18 protein-coding genes are annotated in these 19,648 nt (G+C 62.8%); 8 read left to right on the plus strand and 10 right to left on the minus strand.

The annotated features are described in order from the left end of the window. Nucleotides 1–63: 63 nt before the first annotated feature. Entirely contained in the window at nucleotides 64–348 is a 285-nt protein-coding gene (locus tag ACN9MU_RS11100) for a hypothetical protein (protein ID WP_426322353.1), read from the minus strand. A gap of 79 nt (nucleotides 349–427) precedes the next feature. Beyond that, entirely contained in the window at nucleotides 428–991 is a 564-nt protein-coding gene (locus ACN9MU_RS11105) for a pseudouridine synthase (protein WP_426322355.1), read from the minus strand. 102 nt (nucleotides 992–1,093) lie between these two features. On the opposite strand from ACN9MU_RS11105, the gene icd reads away from it, so the two are divergent. Both icd and ACN9MU_RS11115 read left to right on the plus strand, forming a co-directional pair. Further along, a complete protein-coding gene (gene icd / locus ACN9MU_RS11110) occupies nucleotides 1,094–2,347 on the plus strand; it encodes an NADP-dependent isocitrate dehydrogenase (protein WP_426322357.1) in 1,254 nt (417 codons plus the stop codon). A gap of 135 nt (nucleotides 2,348–2,482) precedes the next feature. Further along, the gene (locus tag ACN9MU_RS11115; RefSeq protein WP_426344583.1) at nucleotides 2,483–3,205 is read left to right on the plus strand and encodes a hypothetical protein; all 723 of its coding nucleotides are present in this window, start codon (nucleotides 2,483–2,485) and stop codon (nucleotides 3,203–3,205) included. On the opposite strand, the gene ACN9MU_RS11120 is transcribed toward ACN9MU_RS11115, so the two are convergent. Then, a complete protein-coding gene (locus ACN9MU_RS11120) occupies nucleotides 3,202–3,714 on the minus strand; it encodes a GNAT family N-acetyltransferase (protein ID WP_426337323.1) in 513 nt (170 codons plus the stop codon). The two genes, ACN9MU_RS11115 and ACN9MU_RS11120, sit on opposite strands and share 4 nt — an antisense overlap. Nucleotides 3,715–3,797: 83 nt before the next feature. After that, nucleotides 3,798–4,001 (minus strand): transcription antiterminator/RNA stability regulator CspE, encoded by a 204-nt coding sequence (gene cspE, locus ACN9MU_RS11125; RefSeq protein WP_130314874.1) that lies wholly within the window; start codon nucleotides 3,999–4,001, stop codon nucleotides 3,798–3,800. A gap of 325 nt (nucleotides 4,002–4,326) precedes the next feature. Between cspE and clpS the strand changes: the two genes are divergently transcribed. Both clpS and clpA read left to right on the plus strand, forming a co-directional pair. After that, nucleotides 4,327–4,629 (plus strand): ATP-dependent Clp protease adapter ClpS, encoded by a 303-nt coding sequence (clpS, locus tag ACN9MU_RS11130; protein WP_055937573.1) that lies wholly within the window; start codon nucleotides 4,327–4,329, stop codon nucleotides 4,627–4,629. Next, entirely contained in the window at nucleotides 4,626–6,926 is a 2,301-nt protein-coding gene (gene clpA, locus ACN9MU_RS11135; protein WP_426170608.1) for an ATP-dependent Clp protease ATP-binding subunit ClpA, read from the plus strand. Before clpS ends, clpA begins: the two co-directional genes overlap by 4 nt. A 49-nt stretch (nucleotides 6,927–6,975) precedes the next feature. On the opposite strand, the gene ACN9MU_RS11140 is transcribed toward clpA, so the two are convergent. The 6 genes from ACN9MU_RS11140 to prpR form a co-directional block, all read right to left on the minus strand. Beyond that, nucleotides 6,976–7,734 carry a LytR/AlgR family response regulator transcription factor gene (locus tag ACN9MU_RS11140; protein ID WP_426344584.1) on the minus strand — a complete coding sequence of 253 codons (759 nt, stop codon included), beginning with the start codon at nucleotides 7,732–7,734 and terminating at the stop codon, nucleotides 6,976–6,978. Continuing rightward, nucleotides 7,731–8,372, minus strand: coding sequence for a LytR/AlgR family response regulator transcription factor (locus ACN9MU_RS11145; protein WP_426344585.1), 642 nt, complete (start codon nucleotides 8,370–8,372; stop codon nucleotides 7,731–7,733). The genes ACN9MU_RS11140 and ACN9MU_RS11145 overlap by 4 nt, the downstream gene beginning before the upstream one ends. Further along, a complete protein-coding gene (locus ACN9MU_RS11150) occupies nucleotides 8,369–9,409 on the minus strand; it encodes a sensor histidine kinase (RefSeq protein WP_426344586.1) in 1,041 nt (346 codons plus the stop codon). The genes ACN9MU_RS11145 and ACN9MU_RS11150 overlap by 4 nt, the downstream gene beginning before the upstream one ends. Before the next feature lie 115 nt (nucleotides 9,410–9,524). Continuing rightward, the gene (locus tag ACN9MU_RS11155; protein ID WP_426170616.1) at nucleotides 9,525–9,989 is read right to left on the minus strand and encodes a DUF6328 family protein; all 465 of its coding nucleotides are present in this window, start codon (nucleotides 9,987–9,989) and stop codon (nucleotides 9,525–9,527) included. Further along, nucleotides 9,959–11,938, minus strand: a complete 1,980-nt coding sequence (locus ACN9MU_RS11160; RefSeq protein ID WP_426344587.1) for an acyltransferase family protein — start codon at nucleotides 11,936–11,938, stop codon at nucleotides 9,959–9,961. The genes ACN9MU_RS11155 and ACN9MU_RS11160 overlap by 31 nt, the downstream gene beginning before the upstream one ends. A 79-nt stretch (nucleotides 11,939–12,017) precedes the next feature. Continuing rightward, a complete protein-coding gene (gene prpR, locus ACN9MU_RS11165) occupies nucleotides 12,018–13,646 on the minus strand; it encodes a propionate catabolism operon regulatory protein PrpR (protein WP_426344588.1) in 1,629 nt (542 codons plus the stop codon). A 146-nt stretch (nucleotides 13,647–13,792) separates the two neighbouring features. Between prpR and prpB the strand changes: the two genes are divergently transcribed. From prpB to prpF, 4 genes are read left to right on the plus strand one after another with little or no spacing between them, the layout of a single operon-like run. Continuing rightward, on the plus strand, nucleotides 13,793–14,680 hold the full coding sequence (gene prpB, locus ACN9MU_RS11170; protein ID WP_426344589.1) for a methylisocitrate lyase: 888 nt from the start codon (nucleotides 13,793–13,795) through the stop codon (nucleotides 14,678–14,680). 25 nt (nucleotides 14,681–14,705) lie between these two features. Then, complete coding sequence (gene prpC, locus ACN9MU_RS11175; protein ID WP_426170623.1) at nucleotides 14,706–15,857, plus strand: bifunctional 2-methylcitrate synthase/citrate synthase; 1,152 nt, start codon at nucleotides 14,706–14,708, stop codon at nucleotides 15,855–15,857. A gap of 2 nt (nucleotides 15,858–15,859) precedes the next feature. Continuing rightward, nucleotides 15,860–18,457 carry a Fe/S-dependent 2-methylisocitrate dehydratase AcnD gene (gene acnD / locus ACN9MU_RS11180; RefSeq protein ID WP_426344590.1) on the plus strand — a complete coding sequence of 866 codons (2,598 nt, stop codon included), beginning with the start codon at nucleotides 15,860–15,862 and terminating at the stop codon, nucleotides 18,455–18,457. Then, nucleotides 18,458–19,642, plus strand: a complete 1,185-nt coding sequence (gene prpF, locus ACN9MU_RS11185; protein WP_426344591.1) for a 2-methylaconitate cis-trans isomerase PrpF — start codon at nucleotides 18,458–18,460, stop codon at nucleotides 19,640–19,642. The last annotated feature ends 6 nt before the right edge of the window (nucleotides 19,643–19,648 follow it).

Consider the following 19,648-nt stretch of genomic DNA (forward strand, 5'->3'; position numbering starts at 1 on the left):
CCAAACAGGTGTACCGGAATAACCCGCATGGCATTGCGCCATAGCGGGTTTTTCGCTTTGTGCTTACTTCATCGAAGCAGCCGCGGAAGCAGCGGAAGCGGCCGATGCGGCAGCGGAGGCTGCGGCAGAAGCGGCTTTCCTGGCTTTCTTGGCCGATTTCTTGGCGGAGGCAGCATCCGAGGCGGCGGCGGAAGCGGCCGATGCGGCGGAAGCCATTGGCGCGGCGGAAGCCATCGAGGCGGCGGAGGCTGCGGCCGAAGCGGAAGCCGAACCTTTCATGTGATGGTCGGCAGCGAAGGCGGAGAGGGAAAGCAGGGAGGCAAGCAGCGCGACAGTAGTCTTAGACATGACGAACTCCTTTTATAGTGGGTGCAGGTTCAGGTGAACCTGATTCATCAACGCTGCTGCAAGTTGCCTGGTTGACTTATTAGCGCGTGCTGAGGTCGTCTGGCGACACTTCGGCCCACTCGCCTGGCAGCAGCGGGTGGCTGGCCAGTGAGATGCCGCCGATGGCCGAGCGCACCAGGCGCAGGGTGGGGTGGCCGATGGCGGCCGTCATGCGGCGCACCTGCCGGTTCTTGCCTTCCTGCAGGGTGATCGCTAGCCAGGAGGTTGGCTGGCCGGCACGCTGCCGGATCGGCGGATTGCGCGGCCACAGCCAGACTGGTTCAGCAATGCGCACCGCCTTGCAGGGCAAGGTGGTGAAGTCGCCCAGGTCGAGCGGCGCCTGCAGGCGCGCCATGGCGCCGGCATCCGGCACGCCCTCCACCTGCACCAGGTAAGTCTTGGCCTCCTTACGGTCGGGGTGGGCGATCTTGTGCTGCAGCTTGCCGTCGTCGGTCATCAGCATCAGGCCTTCGCTGTCGTAGTCGAGGCGACCAGCGGGATAGACGTTCGGGATCGTGATGTAGTCGGCCAGCGTTTCCTTATCTCCAGAGGGGGAAAACTGGCACAATACCTGGAAAGGTTTATTAAAAAGTATCAGAGGCATAGGTAGCTAGTATAGCGCCCAGTAAAATACTGGTGCATAATGTGGAACGCTAGTGTCTTATGTCTTATAGAAGACTGCCAAAACCCTTCTTCGGAGAACACGATGTACCAACATATCAAAGTACCTGCCGGCGGCCAGAAAATCACCGTTAACGCCGACTTTTCCCTGAACGTGCCTGACACCCCGATCATTCCTTACCTGGAAGGCGACGGCACCGGCGTGGACATCACCCCGGTGATGATCAAGGTGGTGGATGCTGCGGTTGCCAAGTCCTACGGCGGCAAGCGCAAGATCAGCTGGATGGAGATCTTCGCCGGCGAGAAGTCGACCAAGGTCTACGGCCCGGACGTGTGGCTGCCGGAAGAGACCCTGAAGGTACTGAAGGATTATGTGGTGTCGATCAAGGGCCCGCTGACGACCCCTGTCGGTGGCGGCATCCGTTCCTTGAACGTGGCACTGCGCCAGGAACTGGACCTGTACGTCTGCCTGCGCCCGGTGCGCTACTTCAAGGGCGTGCCTTCGCCAGTGCGCGAGCCTGAGAAAACCGATATGGTGATCTTCCGCGAAAACTCGGAAGACATCTACGCCGGCATTGAGTGGCAGGAAGGCTCGGAAGGCGCCAAGAAGCTGATCGAGTTCCTGACCAAGGAAATGGGCGTCAAGAAGATCCGCTTCCCGGGCACCTCCGGCATCGGCGTCAAGCCGGTTTCGCGCGAAGGCACCGAGCGCCTGGTGCGCAAGGCGATTCAGTACGCGATCGACAACGACAAGCCATCGGTGACCATCGTCCACAAGGGCAACATCATGAAGTACACCGAAGGTGGCTTCCGTGACTGGGCCTACGAACTGGCGCAGAAGGAATTCGGCGCCGAGCTGATCGACGGCGGCCCATGGTGCAAGTTCAAGAATCCGAAGACCGGCCGCGAGATCACCGTCAAGGATTCGATCGCCGACGCGTTCCTGCAGCAGATCCTGCTGCGTCCGGCGGAGTACTCGGTGATCGCCACCCTGAACCTGAACGGTGACTACATTTCCGACGCGCTGGCGGCACAGGTAGGCGGTATCGGCATTGCGCCGGGCGCCAACCTGTCCGACTCCGTGGCCATGTTCGAAGCGACCCACGGCACCGCGCCTAAGTACGCGGGCAAGGATTATGTGAACCCTGGCTCCCTGATCCTGTCGGCTGAAATGATGCTGCGCCATATGGGCTGGACCGAGGCGGCGGACCTGATCATCGCCTCGATGGAGAAGGCGATCACCTCCAAGAAAGTTACCTACGACTTCGCCCGCCTGATGGAAGGCGCGACCCAGGTGTCGTGCTCCGGCTTCGGTGACGTCATGATCGAGCAGATGTAAGCCAAGCTCGTTTCCATGCAAACCCCGCCATCCGCAAGGAGGCGGGGTTTTTTGTTGTGCGCCTGACGCGGCTCAACATGGCGGCGTGTGAAGCGGCAGAGAATAAACCGCTTACGCTCACTCGAGGAGGCTGCCATGCCGCAGAGCTTGCTTGACGATGAATCGTCCCCGTCCGAAGATGATGATGACGCGCGACTTCACCGGCTGGAGAAACAGGTGGATACCCTTAATTGCGAACTGGCCTTATTACGTCAGCACATGGACAGTGGCTTTGCCCTGGTGCGGTCCGATATGGCGGCGCGCTTTGCCGAAGCCGACCTCAAGAGCTCCGAGCGCTTTGCCGAGGCGGAATGCAAGAATATGGAGCGCTTTGCCGAGGCCGAACGCAAGAATATGGAGCGCTTTGCTGAGGCCGAACGCAAGAATACGGAGCGCTTTGCCGAGGCCGACCGCAAGAATACGGAGCGCTTTGCCGAAGCCGAACGGAAGAATCTCGAGCGCTTTGCCGAAGCCGATCGGAAGAATCTCGAGCGCTTTGCCGAAGCCGATCGGAAGAATCTCGTGCACTTTGCCGAAGCCGAACGGAAGAATCTCGTGCACTTTGCCGAAGCCGAGCGCACGACCTGCGAGCGCTTTACCGAGGCGCGCCGAGAGTCGGAACAGCGTTTCATTCGGCAGGATGACAATATGAAGGCGCTAATAGGCCAGTTGCAAACGCAGATGCTTGAAATGGACAAGCGTCATGATGCACACATGGTCGAGATGAGACGTCGGCACGATACGTTCAGCCGCTGGATGGTAGGTCTGACGCTCGGCGTCGTTGTGTTGGTGGCGGATCTGGCCAGCCGCATGTTTTAGCGAATTGCGCGAGCGTGACAAAAGTGCAGGCAATCGAGTGCGCTGCCGGCGACTTCTGCCTGGATAGGGGAGGGGCCGGCAAAGATGAAGCCGGCCCGCTGCAGGACGCGGGCGGAGGCGGCGTTGGCGATAGTAACGTGGGCGTCGAGGCCACGTAGCTGCCAGTGGCCGTAAGCCAGTTCCATCAAGTGTGCCAGCGCGGCGCCGGCAAGCCCCCGGCCGCAGGCATAAGAGGCGATCCGGTAGCCGACTTCGGCGCGCAATGAGACCTGGTCGATACCTTTCAAGTTGCAACGGCCAATAATCTCCCCATCTTCAACCAGCAGGCAGGGATGCATGGTGCCGCTCGCATGGCGCGCCAGGTAGTCTTCGATATGCGCAGCCACGCCGATAAGATTGTAAAAGTCTGGCGCACGGGCATCGACCTGGGATTCGAACCAGTCGCGGTTGGCGAGCTCGAATTCCAGCAGCGCGGGCGCATCGGCTGTTGTCAAAGTGCGGATTTGCATGACGAAATCGGCATAGTGCAGGTATGATGGCAGGCGAAAAAAAACCCCGCGGGGCGGGGCTTTTCGTTGTCCGAGGCCAGGGATTAGTTGGTCTGGATGTTGGAAGCTTGCTTGCCTTTAGGGCCCTGAGTAACTTCGAACTGCACTTTTTGACCTTCTTTCAGGGTCTTGAAGCCGTTCATGTTAATCGCGGAGAAGTGTGCGAACAAATCCTCACCGCCATCATCAGGAGTGATGAAGCCAAAACCTTTGGAGTCATTGAACCACTTAACGGTACCAGTTGCCATTTTAAAAAAACTTTCAATAAAAACGAATCACACGAGCCATAAAAGCAAGAAGCTTCCTGCCCCCTCCTCGACAACTCACTTCTTACCAACATGTACAGATCTGCACAAAGTCGATATCGCATTGTTGGCGGAACAATTTTTAATGTCAAGCGCTTTCACTAGCACATGGTGAGCTTTTTGCAACAGCTTTTTTTCGAGCCCTTGATTTTGACCAAGCTGACCGCCATCTGCGGCAATCGGCGAAAACGCGTAAGATGAGTACTGGTGGAAATGGCCCTCTGAAATGGGCGTTGCAACTAGTCTGAAAGCATTAGAATATAAGCGTATGGCAACCAAGCATGACACCGAAACCGTCCTGGAACGGCAGGCGATAAAGCCGCCACCTATGTACCAGGTGGCGCTGCTGAACGACGACTACACTCCAATGGAGTTTGTGGTCGCCATCATCCAGGAGTATTTCAATAAGGACCGGGAAACGGCCACACAAATTATGCTGAGTGTCCATCGCTACGGCAAAGGCGTGTGCGGCGTTTTCTCTAAAGATATAGCTTCAACCAAAGTGGAGTTCGTTTTAACGCATGCACGCAAGGCGGGGCATCCCCTGCAATGTGTGATGGAGGAAGTATGATTGCGCAGGAATTGGAAGTAAGTTTGCATATGGCGTTTGTCGAAGCGCGGCAGGCGCGACACGAGTTCATCACCGTGGAGCACTTGCTGCTGGCGCTGCTCGACAATCCATCGGCAGCCGAGGTGCTGCGCGCCTGCGCAGTGAATATTGAGGACCTGCGCAAAACGCTGACCAACTTCATCGGCGACAACACGCCGACCGTGCCTGGCACCGGCGAGGTGGACACCCAGCCTACCCTGGGCTTCCAGCGCGTGATCCAGCGCGCGATCATGCACGTGCAGTCGGCTTCCAACGGCAAGAAGGAAGTGACCGGCGCCAATGTGCTGGTGGCCATCTTCGGCGAAAAAGACTCGCACGCTGTTTACTACCTGCACCAGCAGGGCGTGACCCGCCTGGACGTGGTCAACTTCATCTCGCACGGCGTGCGCAAGGACCAGCAGATGGATTCCGGCAAGGCATCCGAGGGCGTGGAAGAAGGCGCCGCGCCGGAAGGCCAGGCCAAGGAATCGCCGCTGGACCAGTTCACCCAGAACCTGAACAAGTCTGCCGCCGAGGGCAAGATCGACCCGCTGATCGGCCGCGAAGACGAAGTGGACCGCGTGATCCAGGTGCTGTGCCGCCGCCGCAAGAACAACCCGCTGCTGGTGGGCGAAGCCGGCGTGGGCAAGACCGCCATTGCGGAAGGCCTGGCCTACCGCATCACCCAGGGCGACGTGCCGGAAGTGCTGTCGAACGCGGTGGTCTACTCGCTGGACATGGGCGCGCTGCTGGCCGGCACCAAGTACCGCGGCGACTTCGAGCAGCGCCTGAAGGCCGTGCTCAAGCAGCTGAAGGATAATCCGAATGGCATCCTGTTCATCGACGAGATCCACACCATCATCGGCGCCGGCTCGGCGTCGGGCGGCACGCTGGATGCGTCCAACCTGCTGAAACCGGCCCTGGCCAACGGCCAGCTGAAGTGCATCGGCGCGACCACGTTCACGGAATTCCGCGGCGTGTTCGAGAAAGACCATGCGCTGTCGCGCCGCTTCCAGAAAGTCGACGTCAACGAGCCGACCGTGGAACAGACCGTGCAGATCCTGCGCGGGCTGAAGTCGCGCTTTGAGGAACACCATGGCGTGAAGTATTCGTCGTCGGCGCTGTCGACCGCAGCCGAATTGGCGGCGCGCTTTATCAATGACCGCCACCTGCCGGACAAGGCCATCGACGTGATCGACGAGGCGGGCGCCGCACAGCGCATCCTGCCGAAGTCGAAGCAGAAGAAGACCATCGGCAAGACCGAGATCGAGGAAATCATTTCCAAGATCGCGCGCATCCCGCCGCAGACCGTCAACCAGGACGACCGCAGCAAACTGGCTACCATCGACCGCGATCTGCGCAACGTGGTGTTCGGCCAGGACCCTGCAATCGAAGCGCTGGCATCTGCGATCAAGATGTCGCGCGCCGGCCTGGGCAAGCAGGACAAGCCTATCGGTTCCTTCCTGTTCTCCGGCCCGACCGGCGTCGGCAAGACCGAGGTGGCCAAGCAGCTGGCCTTCATCCTGGGCATTGAGCTGATCCGCTTCGACATGTCGGAATACATGGAGCGCCATGCGGTGAGCCGCCTGATCGGCGCGCCTCCTGGCTACGTGGGCTACGACCAGGGCGGCCTGCTGACCGAAGCGATTACCAAGAAGCCGCACGCCGTGCTGCTGCTGGACGAGATCGAGAAGGCGCATCCGGATATCTTCAATATCCTGCTGCAGGTGATGGACCACGGCACGCTGACCGACAACAACGGCCGCAAAGCCGACTTCCGCAACGTGATCATCATCATGACCACCAATGCGGGTGCGGAAAGCCTGCAGAAGCGTTCGATCGGCTTCACCGACAGCAAGGAAGCGGGCGACGAGATGGCGGACATCAAGCGCATGTTCACACCGGAGTTCCGCAACCGCCTGGATGCGACCATCAGCTTCCGCGCGCTGGACGAGGAAATCATCCTGCGCGTGGTGGACAAGTTCCTGATGCAGCTGGAAGAGCAGCTGCACGAGAAGAAGGTGGAAGCCATCTTCAGCGAGAAGCTGCGCAAGTTCTTGGCGAAGAAAGGCTTCGATCCTTTGATGGGCGCGCGCCCGATGTCGCGCCTGATCCAGGACATGATCCGCAAGGCGCTGGCCGACGAACTGCTGTTCGGCCGCCTGGTGTCCGGCGGCCGCGTGATTGTCGACCTGGACGAAGCGGAAGCAATCAAGCTGGAGTTCCCGGAACCGGATGCGGCGCCTACGCCGCCACCGGAGACCGTCGAAGTCGAATAAGCAGTGTGCCGCTTCGAAAAACCCGCTCGCCGAGCGGGTTTTTTTTCCTTCAGAATTCCTGGAGTTGTTTCAATGCCGCCACGCGGCGGCGCGACACCTCTACGCTCATGCCGTCGACGCGCAGCAGGACGGCGCCACCGTCGCCATTCTCGATGCTGCACACGGCGGCCAGGTTGACGATGTGGCGGCGATTGGCGCGGAAGAACTGCTGTGGATCGAGGCGCTGTTCCAGTTGCAGCAGCGAGCGCGCCAGCAACGGCGCGGCGCCGTCGAAGTAAAGGCGGGTGTAATTGCCCTCCGATTCGAACAGGCGGATGTCTTCCAGCCGCACGAACCAGCAGCGTTCACCGTCGCGGATGAACAGTTTTCGCGGAATGGCGCTGGGCGCAGGCGCGAAGCCAAGCCGCGCAGCGGCACGCTCCAAAGCCGCGGCCAGGCGTCGCGGCTCGATGGGCTTCATCAGGTAGTCGAGCGCACTGGCTTCGAAGGCCTGCAAGGCGTACTGGTCGAAGGCGGTGGTGAAGATCACCTCGGGCGGGTCGTCGAGCGCGGCCAGCAGGTCAAAGCCGCTGGCGCCGGGCATTTGCACGTCCAGCAGCAACAAGTCGGGCTGCAACGCAGCCACCTGAAGCGCCGCTTCGGCGGCATTGGCCGCCTCTCCAACCACGGCGACGCAGGCGTGGCAGGCCAGCATGCGCCGCAGTTCGGCGCGAGCCAGGCGCTCGTCGTCAACGAGCAGGACGCGTATCATGCGGCCCGTACCGGCCAAGCTTGCCAGAAGCGGATGCAGGGTGTCCGCCATTGTCATTGGGTGGCACCCATGACTTCCACAGCCACGCCCGCCACATTCAGCGCCAGTGAACCGCCGGCGGTTTGCACGATGCGATCGACATCGGCCAGGTTGACCAGGTGGCGGCTGCTGGCGCGGAAGAATTGCTGGCGGTCGAGCATTTGTTCGAGCTGCTGCAGGGAGCGCGGGATAAGTGGCGCAGCGCCGTCGAAATAGGCGCGCGTATGCTCGCCTTCCGCTTCGAACAGGCGGATGTCGGTCAGGCGCACGAACCAGCAGCGCTCCCCCTCGCGGATGAACAGCTTGCGTGGCCTGCTGCCCATGCCGGCGCGGACGGCAGCACGTTCCAGTGCGGCGGCAAGGCGTTGCGGGTGGATCGGCTTGAGCAGGTAGTCGGCCGGGCAGTGGCCATGGCCCGTGGTGAAAATAACTTCCGGCACGTCGTCCAGCGCATCGAGCAGGTCGAAGCCGCTGCCGCCCGGTATCTGCACATTCAGCAGGAGCAGGTCCGGCGCCAAAGCCCTGGCCCGCGCGATGCCATCGGCAACATCGGCGGCCTCGCCGACGATTTCAAATTGCTGCTGGCCTGCCAGCAGGCGGCGCAGCTCCTTGCGGGCCAGCCGCTCATCGTCGATAACCAGCACGCGCATCGTCATGACAAAGGGAAGCTCAGGGTGGCGCGTACCCAGCCATCGCGCTCCACCAGATCAAGGCTGGCGTTGCCGCCCTTGGCATGCAGCAGCCTTTTGCGGGCGTTGGCCAGGCCGACGCGCGTCGAATCGCCTAGCTTTGCCAAGGCGCCGCGGTTGGCCACCTCGATAGCGGCGTGGCCGTTGGCATGGCTGGCACTGATGCGGATTTCCGTGCCGGCGCTGCTTTGCTCGACGCCGTATTTCACCGCGTTCTCAACCAGCGTCTGCACGGCCATCGGCGGAATGGTCACGCTATCCATGCCGTCGGCGATGCAGACGGTGACGTTCAGGCGCTCTTCGAAGCGGATCTTTTCGATGGCCAGGTAGGATTCAACAGCTTCCATCTCTTCTTGCAGCGGCACGGTATCGGCATAGCTGGCAGCCAGCGTATAGCGCATCAGCGTTGCAAGCTGGTCGATCATTTGCGCGGCCGATTGCTGGTTCTCGAAAATCAGGGCGCGCACGCTGTTCAGGCTATTGAAGAAAAAATGCGGGTTCACCTGTGCCTGCAGGGCCTTCAGTTCGGCTTCCTTGGCGAGCACGTCGAGCCGCAGCGCTTCCGATTCGAAGCGGTTGGCGCGCCGCAGGGCCGTGGCAGCCATATACGAGACCTGCCATGCTGTCATGATGCCGGACCAGAACAGCAAGAGCATGGGCAGCCAGCTGCCGCCGTCTGCCACGCCGACCAGCGAACGGGCAATGATGGTGACGAGCGCCAACTGCACGGGGCCGAGGATGAAGATGGCGACAAGGACCTGCCGCCAGTCCACGCGGCGCGTGTTCCAGTCGCGCAGCTTCATGTAGCGGCGCCACAGGTCCGTCAGCAGCAGGCCGCTGGCGCCGTCCAGGATGCAGGTCAGGACGGCGCCCGGCCGCGCCAGGAACGGCCCGTTGACCAGCATGAGGAAGGCAATCACGGCGCTCCAGCCAAGCCCTTGCAAGATCCAATACCAGTTGAGCCGCGCCAGCAGCGGCATGTCGCTGCCGTCGGTGCGGTTCATTTGGTCGTTTTCCGTCCCGGTGAGTGCTCTTTTCATGGCATGGGAGCATACCGTATCCATCCAGCTGGCGCTCCAGCGATATGACGAGCGGTCGAATCGGATGACAAGCGGTTGCTCAGGAGCTGTGCCGGCGGCGCCGGGCGCGCAGGGGGAAGACGAACCACGTGCCGATCAGCAGCAGGAAGGCGGCCAGTCCTCCGGCCGCGCTGCCCATATCGCTGCCGGTGACCATGTAGAGCACCACGGCGATGTCCAGCGCCAGGCCTGCGGCCAATGGCGCGAGGGCGTAGCAGATGGCGCGCGAAGAAATGGTGATCGCATGCATGGAAACCTGGCCTGGTTCGGCGAGGCGATGGTAGGCGGCCGGCAACATGACCAGCGCGATGGCCACCACCACCAGGGCCAGGGCGGCAGCGTGGCAGTCCTGGGCATAGACCGGCAGCTGCTCGAAACGGTCGTTGAAGACGGCAATGGCCTGGAAGCCGAACAGGGCCTGGATACCTGGCAGTATCATGCGCGCCTCTTCGATGATGCGGCCCATCTGCTCTTTTAGTGACTCTTGCTCGGTGTGCTCGTCCATGCCGTCGATTCTAGCGAGCAGCCGTTTTGACAGGCGCGCGCCTGTGCTGCCACGACCTGCTGCGCCACCAGCCCGGCGCCGTAGCTGGACATGTGGTCATCATCGAAATACAAGGCCTTGCCATCCTTGACGGCGTAACAGCGCGCAGCGTCACAGAACAGCGTTTCCGGCCGCAGGATGCGCACGCCGGCAGGCAATTCACCCAGCCGCTGCTCCACAAAGGCGCTGCGACGTCGCCACCAGTCGGTCGTGACCCCATCCACCGTGCGCGGGTCGTCGGCCTGGCGTATCAGCTTATCCACCTGGCGCGGGAGTTCGGGCGCCTGCAATACCACGGTGACATGTTTGCCCGCGCTGGCAAAGCGGTTCAATATCGTCTTGTACGAGGCCCAGATGGCGTCGCGCTTGGCATCGCTGAATTCGTCCGGCAGGCGCGGGTAAATGCCTTCATGGTCGCCAAACAGGGCACTGTGGATGCGGTAGCTGACCACGACCTCCTTGATATGCGGATCGGCGGCGATGAAGTCGACAGCCTCGCGCGTCCAGTCGCTGCAGCCGGGATTGGTGTCGGCGCGCTGGTAGGAAGGCGAGCAGCCGCTGAAGCTGAACTGGCGCACACCCTGGTGGCGGCCGTTCAACTGTACCGCCAGCGCGTGCGCCAGCTCGATCGCATGGCTGTCGCCGAACACTGCCCATTCCCCGGCGGGACCGTTGAAGGCGCAGGCGTCTTGCGGCTTGCGGTACTCCAGACCCTTGGTATGGCAGGCAGCGCGCTCCGGGCTTGCAGTGACAGTGCGCAGCACCTCTTCCTGCTGCGGGGTGGTCTTGACGCTGCGCATGCCGTTGGTCTTGTGGCCCGCCATGCCGATGCCGAAGAACAGCAGCGAGCCGGCAATGGCGAAGGCGAAGATTTGTTGCCGGCCAAACCTGCTGCGGTTGCGGAACGGCTTTTCGACGAATTGCCAGCTAAGATAGGCCAGCACCAGCGTCAGCACCACCAGCGCGGCCATCAGGGCCGGACTTGGCCCGTCCAGGCTACGGTGGCGTGCGAATGCAAGGATAGGCTGGTGCCACAAGTAGGCGCTGTAGCTGACCAAGCCGACGCCAACCATCAGCCGGCTGCCCAGGATCTTGCCGACCGTGGTCGACGGGACTGCGAACAGGATGATCAGCGCTGCGCCGACCGTGGGCAGGAGCGCGTACACACTGGGGAAGGGCGTGTATTTGCTGAAAGCGAAAATGCCGGTGCCGATCAGGCCGAGGCCGGCAAGGCTGGCAAGTTCGCGCGTGCGTTGCGAATGCCGGCCGGCGCCAGGGCGCGACATGTAATAGGCGCACAGCGCGCCGATGGCCAGCTCCCAGGCGCGTGTGGGCAGCAGGAAGAAGGTGGCGGAAGGGTCCCTGGCCACACCCCATTGCGCCGCACCGAGGCTGGCCAGCGCCGTGCCGACCAGCACCGCCAGCAGCAGGCGCTGGTCGCGGCGCCAGAACAGCATCAGGAACAAGGGGAACAGCAAGTAGAACTGTTCTTCGACCGCCAGGCTCCAGGTGTGGAGCAGGGGCTTGAATTCGGCCGAGCTGTCGAAGTAGTCGCTCTGCTCCCAGAACAGGATATTCGACGCGAAGGCGGTGACGGCCACCAGGCTTTGCGCAAAGCCTTTCAGGTCGTCCGGCACCAGCCAGAGCCAGGCGAACGGCAGGCAGGCAAACAGCAGCAGGAATAGCGCCGGCAGGATGCGGCGCGCCCGTCTTTCATAGAAATTGAGGATGGAGAACTGGCCAGCTTCCAGCTCGTGGATCAGGATCGTCGTGATCAGGTAGCCGCTGATGACGAAAAAGACGTCGACGCCGACGAAGCCGCCGCCAAAGAACTGGAACCCTGCGTGAAACAGGATTACCGGCAGGACGGCAACCGCCCGCAGACCATCGATTTCCCTGCGATATTCCATGTAATGCCCCTGAACTCAACGCAAGAAGATACTACGGGATTGTCATTGATGCAATATGCTGTGGCGTCGACGCCTCGGCTCAGGGTTCCTGCTCTTCGCGCAGGCGGCGCCACAGCGTCGTGCGGCTGATGCCCAGGTAGTCGGCGGCGGCGTCACGGCGGCCGCCGAAGCGGGCCAATACTTCGGTGACGCTGTTCGGCGCGGGGGCGGATGCATGGGGCGCAGGCAGTTGCGTTGCCGCCTGCGGCAAGGAATGCAGTTCGGGCGCGACGCCTGCAACGAAGCTGGGCGTCAGGGCCTGCAGCGGTTCGGCGGCGAGGAACAGGGCGAGGCGTTCGGTCAGGTTGCGCAGTTCGCGTACATTGCCGGGCCATTCATAGCGCAGCAGCAGGGGCGCGCAGGCGGCCAGTTCGGCCGGCAGGTTCGGATGGGCGCGCGCGCCCAGGCTGGCCAGGGCGGTACGCAACGACCATTCGGCCAGCGGCAGGATGTCGGTCGGGCGCTCGCGCAGCGGCGGCAGCGACAGGCGCAGCACGGCCAGGCGGTAGAACAGGTCGGGGCGGAAGCGGCCCTCGCGCACCCTCGCTTCAAGGTCGCAATGGGTGGCGCTGATAATGCGTACATTGACCGGAATCGGCCGCGTGCCGCCGACCCGCACCACTTCGCGTTCTTCCAGCACGCGCAGGAGCCGGGTCTGCAGTGCAAGCGGCATTTCGCCGATTTCGTCGAGGAACAGGGTGCCGCGGTTGGCTGCTTCGAACAGGCCGGCGTGGCCGCCGCGCCGGGCACCGGTAAAGGCGCCTTCCTCATGGCCGAACAGTTCCGACTCCAGCAGCGATTCGGCGATCGCGCCACAGTTCACCGCGACAAAGGGACGGTTGGCGCCGCCCAGCGTGCGCGGGGATTCGCGGTGGATGGCTTGCGCCACCAGTTCCTTGCCGCAGCCGGTTTCACCCTGGATCAGCACCGTGGCAGGCGACTTCGCGTACAGCACGACCGCCTGGCGTACGCGCTCCATCGCCTCGGACTCGCCGCGCAGGTCGGCCAGTCCATGCTTGGCGCGCAAGGTGTCGGCCACCACGTGGCGCCTGCTACGGTTGGATTCCAGCTGCGCCAGGCGCGCCAGTTCAAGTGCGTCGTCGAAGGCCTGGCGGATCGATGCGGCGGAATAGACAAAAACGCCGGTCAGGCCGGCTTCTTCGGCCAGGTCGGTGATCAGGCCGGCGCCGACGATGGCCTTGATGCCGGAGGCCTTCAGGTCATTGATCTGGGCGCGTGCATCTTCCTCGGTGGCATAGGTGCGCTGCTCGATCGGCACGCCGAAGGTGGCGGCGAATTCCGCCAGCGCCGGCATGTCTTCCTGGTAGGTGATCACGCCGATGCGGCCGGAAACCTTGCGGGCGCGGGCAAGGGCTTGCATGAAATCGAAGCCGCTGGCCTTGGCGATCACCACGGGTACCGACAGGCGTCCCTTCAGGTAGGCCGCATTCGAGCCGGCCGCAATGACGGCATCGCAGCGCTCCGTCGCCAGGCGTTCACGGATATGGCGCGCAGCCTCGTCGAAGCCAAGGTTGATCGGTTCGATATCGGCCAGGGCGTCATATTCCAGCGTGATGTCGCGGAACAGCTCCGACAGGCGCGAGACGGAAACCGTCCAGATCACCGGCTTGTCGGCCGGGTCGAAGGGCAGGGGAGTGGAATGTCGCATGTTTCACCTGAAACGTTTCACGTGTTTCAACATGAAACATTATACTCTGGCGCCCGCGTTGCAAGTGCTTGATTTTGCTGGGAAGCCACGGCTGGCATGCCACTTGCACTATGGACGGCAAACATTCCTCAAACAGAAAGGACATCATGAGCCAATATTCCGCAGGCGCCGCCTTCCGCAAGGCCGTGCAAGAAGAATCCCCGCTGCAGGTGGTGGGCGCGATCAACGCCAACCACGCCCTGCTGGCCAAGCGCGCCGGCTTCAAGGCGATCTACCTGTCGGGCGGCGGCGTGGCTGCCGGCTCCCTCGGCCTGCCGGACCTGGGCATCTCCAACCTGGACGACGTGCTGACCGACGTGCGCCGCATCACCGACGTGTGCGACCTGCCGCTGCTGGTGGACGTGGACACCGGTTTCGGCGCCTCCGCCTTCAACGTGGCGCGCACCGTGAAGTCGATGATCAAGTTCGGCGCCGCCGCCATGCATATCGAAGACCAGGTGGGCGCCAAGCGTTGCGGCCACCGCCCCGGAAAGGAAATCGTGTCCAAGGGCGAGATGATCGACCGCATCAAGGCTGCCGTGGACGCGCGTACCGACGAAAACTTCGTGATCATGGCCCGTACCGATGCGCTGGCCGTGGAAGGACTGGACGCCGCAATCGACCGCGCAGTGGCCTGCGTGGAAGCCGGCGCCGACATGATCTTCCCTGAAGCGATGATTTCGCTGGATATGTACAAGCAATTCGCCGCAGCGGTAAAAGTCCCGGTGCTGGCGAATATCACCGAATTCGGCTCCACCCCTCTGTTCACCGTGGAAGAACTGAAATCCGCCGACGTGGGCCTGGTGCTGTACCCGCTGTCCGCCTTCCGCGCCATGAACAAGGCTGCGGAGAATGTGTACACCGCGATCCGCCGCGACGGCACCCAGCAGAACGTGGTCGACACCATGCAGACCCGCGCCGAATTGTACGAGCGCATCAACTATCACGATTTCGAACAGAAGCTGGACGCCCTGTTTGCAGCCGCCAAAAAATAATTCGACGATCCGAGGAGAGACCAAAATGACCGAGCAAGCCCCAACCTTCAAGCCTAAGAAATCCGTCGCCCTGTCCGGCGTCGCAGCCGGCAATACCGCCCTGTGCTCCGTAGGCAAGACCGGCAACGACCTGCACTATCGCGGCTACGACATCCTGGACGTGGCCACCACCTGCGAATTCGAAGAGATCGCCTACCTGCTGGTGCACGGCAAGCTGCCGAACATGGCCGAACTGAAAGGCTACAAATCCAAGCTGAAATCCCTGCGCGGCCTGCCGCAAGGCGTGAAGTCGGCGCTGGAAGCGCTGCCTGCATCGGCTCACCCGATGGACGTGATGCGTACCGGCGTTTCCGTGCTGGGCTGCTGCCTGCCTGAGAAGGACGACCACAATATCGCCGGCGCGCGCGACATCGCCGACCGCCTGATGGCTTCCTTCGGTTCCATGCTGCTGTATTGGTACCACTACAGCCATAACGGCAAGCGCATCGATGTGGAAACCGACGATGAAACCATTGGCGGCCACTTCCTGCACCTGCTGCACGGCGAAAAGCCGTCCGAATCGTGGGTGCGTGCAATGCATACCTCGCTGATCCTGTACGCGGAGCACGAGTTCAATGCCTCCACTTTCACCAGCCGCGTGATCGCCGGCACCGGTTCCGACATCCATTCCGCCATCACCGGCGCGATCGGCGCGCTGCGCGGTCCCAAGCACGGCGGCGCCAACGAAGTGGCGCTGGACATCCAGCAGCGCTACGAAAACGCGGACGAAGCGGAAGCCGACATCCGCAACCGCGTCGCCAACAAGGAAGTGGTGATCGGCTTCGGCCATCCCGTGTACACCGTGTCCGACCCGCGCAACGTGGTGATCAAGGAAGTGGCGCGTTCCCTGTCGCAGGAAGCCGGCTCGATGAAGATGTTCGACATCGCCGAACGCCTGGAGTCGGTGATGTGGGAAGTCAAGAAGATGTTCCCTAACCTGGACTGGTTCTCCGCCGTGTCGTACCACATGATGGGCGTTCCGACCGCCATGTTCACCCCGCTGTTCGTGATTTCGCGCACCTCCGGCTGGTCGGCGCACATCATCGAGCAGCGCATCGACAACAAGATCATTCGTCCAAGCGCCAATTACGTCGGCCCTGAAGACCTGGCCTTCGTACCGATCAAGGATCGCAAGTAATCATGAACTCCCAATACCGTAAGCAACTCCCTGGCACCAAGCTGGATTATTTCGACGCGCGCGAAGCGGTCGATGCGATCAAGCCGGGCGCCTACGCCACGCTGCCGTACACCTCGCGCGTGCTGGCGGAGAACCTGGTACGCCGCTGCGATCCGGCCACGCTGACCGCGTCGCTGTCGCAGCTGATCGAACGCAAGCGCGACCTGGACTTCCCATGGTTCCCGGCCCGCGTGGTGTGCCACGACATCCTGGGCCAGACCGCGCTGGTCGACCTGGCCGGCCTGCGCGATGCCATCGCAGAGCAGGGCGGCGATCCTGCCCTGGTCAATCCGGTGGTGCCGACCCAGCTGGTGGTCGACCACTCGCTGGCCGTGGAATGCGGCGGTTTCGATCCGGACGCCTTCAACAAGAACCGCGCCATTGAAGACCGCCGCAACGAAGACCGTTTCGACTTCATCAACTGGACCAAGAAGGCGTTCCAAAACGTCGACGTGATTCCGCCGGGCAACGGCATCCTGCACCAGATCAACCTGGAACGCATGTCGCCGGTCATTCAAGCGAGCGATGGCGTGGCCTATCCGGACACCCTGGTAGGCACCGACTCGCACACTCCGATGGTCGACGCGCTGGGCGTGATCGCCATCGGCGTGGGCGGCCTGGAAGCGGAAACCGTGATGCTGGGCCGCGCCTCCTGGATGCGCCTGCCGGACATCATCGGCGTTGAGCTGAGCGGCAAGCCACAGCCCGGCATTACCGCGACCGACATCGTGCTGGCGCTGACCGAGTTCCTGCGCAAGGAGAAAGTGGTCTCGGCCTACCTGGAGTTCTACGGCGAAGGCGCCGCCGCACTGACCCTGGGCGACCGCGCCACGATCTCGAACATGGCGCCGGAATTCGGCGCCACTGCCGCGATGTTCTCGATCGATGCGCAGACCATCAAATACCTGAAGCTGACCGGCCGCGACGACGACCTGGTGGCGCTGGTTGAAACCTACGCGAGGCACACCGGCCTGTGGTCGGACGACCTGGCCAAGGTGGAATACGAACGCGTGCTGAAGTTCGACCTGTCGACCGTGGTGCGCAATATCGCCGGCCCGTCGAACCCGCACAAGCGCGTCCCAACCTCCGAATTGGCAGCGCGCGGGATATCGGGCGTGGTGGAAAACGAGCCAGGCAAGATGCCTGACGGCGCCGTGATCATCGCTGCCATCACCAGCTGCACCAACACCAACAACCCGCGCAATATGATCGCGGCAGGCCTGCTGGCCCGCAACGCGAACAAGGCCGGGCTGCTGCGCAAGCCGTGGGTCAAGTCTTCGCTGGCGCCAGGCTCGAAAGCCGTGACGCTGTACCTGGAGGAAGCAGGCCTGATGCCTGAGCTGGAAAAGCTGGGCTTCGGCGTCGTGGCGTACGCCTGCACGTCCTGCAACGGCATGTCAGGCGCGCTCGACCCGGTGATCCAGAAGGAAGTGGTGGAGCGCGACCTGTACGCCACCGCAGTCCTGTCTGGCAATCGCAACTTCGACGGCCGCATCCACCCGTACGCCAAGCAGGCCTTCCTGGCATCGCCGCCGCTGGTGGTGGCCTACGCCATCGCCGGCACCATCCGTTTCGACATCGAGAAGGATGTGCTGGGCCACGATGCCGCCGGCAAGCCGGTCACCCTGAAGGACCTGTGGCCGAGCGACGAAGAGATCGACGCGATCGTGGCAAGCAGCGTCAAGCCGGACCACTTCCGCAAGGTCTACATCCCGATGTTCGCGCGCAGCGAAGAAGCTGCGGAACGCGCCGAGCCGCTGTACGACTGGCGTCCGCAATCGACCTACATCCGTCGCCCTCCTTACTGGGAAGGCGCGCTGGCAGGCGAACGCACGCTGAAGGGCATGCGCGCGCTGGCCGTGCTGGGCGATAACATCACCACCGACCACCTGTCGCCATCGAACGCGATCATGATGGACTCCGCTGCAGGCGAATACCTGCACAAGATGGGCCTGCCGGAAGAGGACTTCAACTCCTACGCCACCCACCGCGGCGACCACCTGACCGCGCAACGCGCTACATTCGCCAACCCGACGCTGAAAAACGAAATGGTGCGCAATGCCGACGGCAGCATCAAGGCCGGTTCGCTGGCCCGTGTGGAGCCGGAAGGCAAAGTGACCCGCATGTGGGAAGCCATTGAAACCTATATGGACCGCAAGCAGCCGCTGATCGTGATCGCCGGCGCCGATTACGGCCAGGGCTCTTCGCGCGACTGGGCAGCCAAAGGCGTGCGCCTGGCGGGCGTGGAAGCCATCGTTGCCGAAGGCTTCGAGCGCATCCACCGCACCAACCTGGTGGGCATGGGCGTTCTGCCGCTGGAGTTCAAGGCTGGCGTCAACCGCCTGACCCTGGGCATCGACGGCACCGAAACCTTCGACGTGATCGGCGAACGCGCGCCACGCGCCACGCTGATCCTGGTGATCAACCGCAAGAACGGCGAACGCGTGGAAGTGCCGGTGACCTGCCGCCTCGACTCGTCGGAAGACGTATCGATCTATGAGGCAGGCGGCGTGCTGCAGCGCTTCGCGCAGGACTTCCTCGAAACCGCAAAGGCTGCGTAAATGGAACACAAACCGCAAATCAAGGTAGCTGCCACGTATATGCGTGGCGGCACCAGCAAGGGCGTGTTCTTCCGGCTGCAGGACTTGCCGGAAGCGGCCCAGGTGCCAGGCAAGGCGCGCGACGCCTTGCTCCTGCGCGTGATCGGCAGCCCGGACCCGTACGGCAAGCAGATCGACGGCATGGGCGGCGCGACATCGAGCACCAGCAAGACGGTGATCCTGTCCGCCTCCACCCGCGCCGGCCACGACGTGGATTACCTGTTCGGCCAGGTCAGCATCGACAAGGCCTTTGTCGACTGGAGCGGCAACTGCGGCAACCTGTCGGCGGCAGTGGGCGCGTTTGCCATCAGCGGCGGCCTGGTGGCGCCGGCCCGCGTGCCGCGCGACGGCATGGCCGTGGTGCGCATCTGGCAGGCCAATATCGGCAAAACCATCATCGCGCACATTCCGATGACCAACGGTGAAGTGCAGGAAACCGGCGACTTCGAACTGGATGGCGTGACCTTCCCGGCGGCCGAAGTCCAGCTTGAATTCATGGACCCTGCGGCGGAGGAAGAGGGGGCAGGCGGTTCGATGTTCCCGACCGGCCGCCTGGTCGACGACCTGGAAGTTCCGAGCGTCGGCACGCTGAAGGCGACCATGATCAACGCCGGCATTCCGACCATCTTCATCAACGCGGATGCCATCGGCTACACCGGCACCGAGCTGCAGGAAGCGATCAACGGCGATGCCGCTGCCCTGGCAAAGTTCGAGACGATCCGTGCGCACGGCGCAGTGCGCATGGGCCTGATCAAGGACGTGTCGGAGGCGGCCACCCGCCAGCACACGCCAAAGGTCGCCTTTGTCGCCCCGCCCACCGGCTATGCCGCGTCCAGCGGCAAGCAGGTGCAGGCCGGCGATATCGACCTGCTGGTGCGTGCGCTTTCGATGGGCAAGCTGCACCACGCGATGATGGGTACCGCCGCCGTGGCAATCGGCACGGCGGCGGCGATTCCCGGCACGCTGGTCAACCTGGCCGCCGGCGGCGGTGAACGCGAAGCAGTGCGCTTCGGCCATCCATCCGGCACGCTGCGCGTCGGCGCCCAGGCCAGCCTGGAAAACGGCGAGTGGACCGTGAAGAAGGCCATCATGAGCCGCAGCGCGCGGGTCTTGATGGAAGGTTGGGTACGGGTACCGGCCGAATAAGCCTTG

Source organism: Pseudoduganella sp. R-32, assembly GCF_049913245.1.
GTDB lineage: Bacteria > Pseudomonadota > Gammaproteobacteria > Burkholderiales > Burkholderiaceae_D > Rugamonas.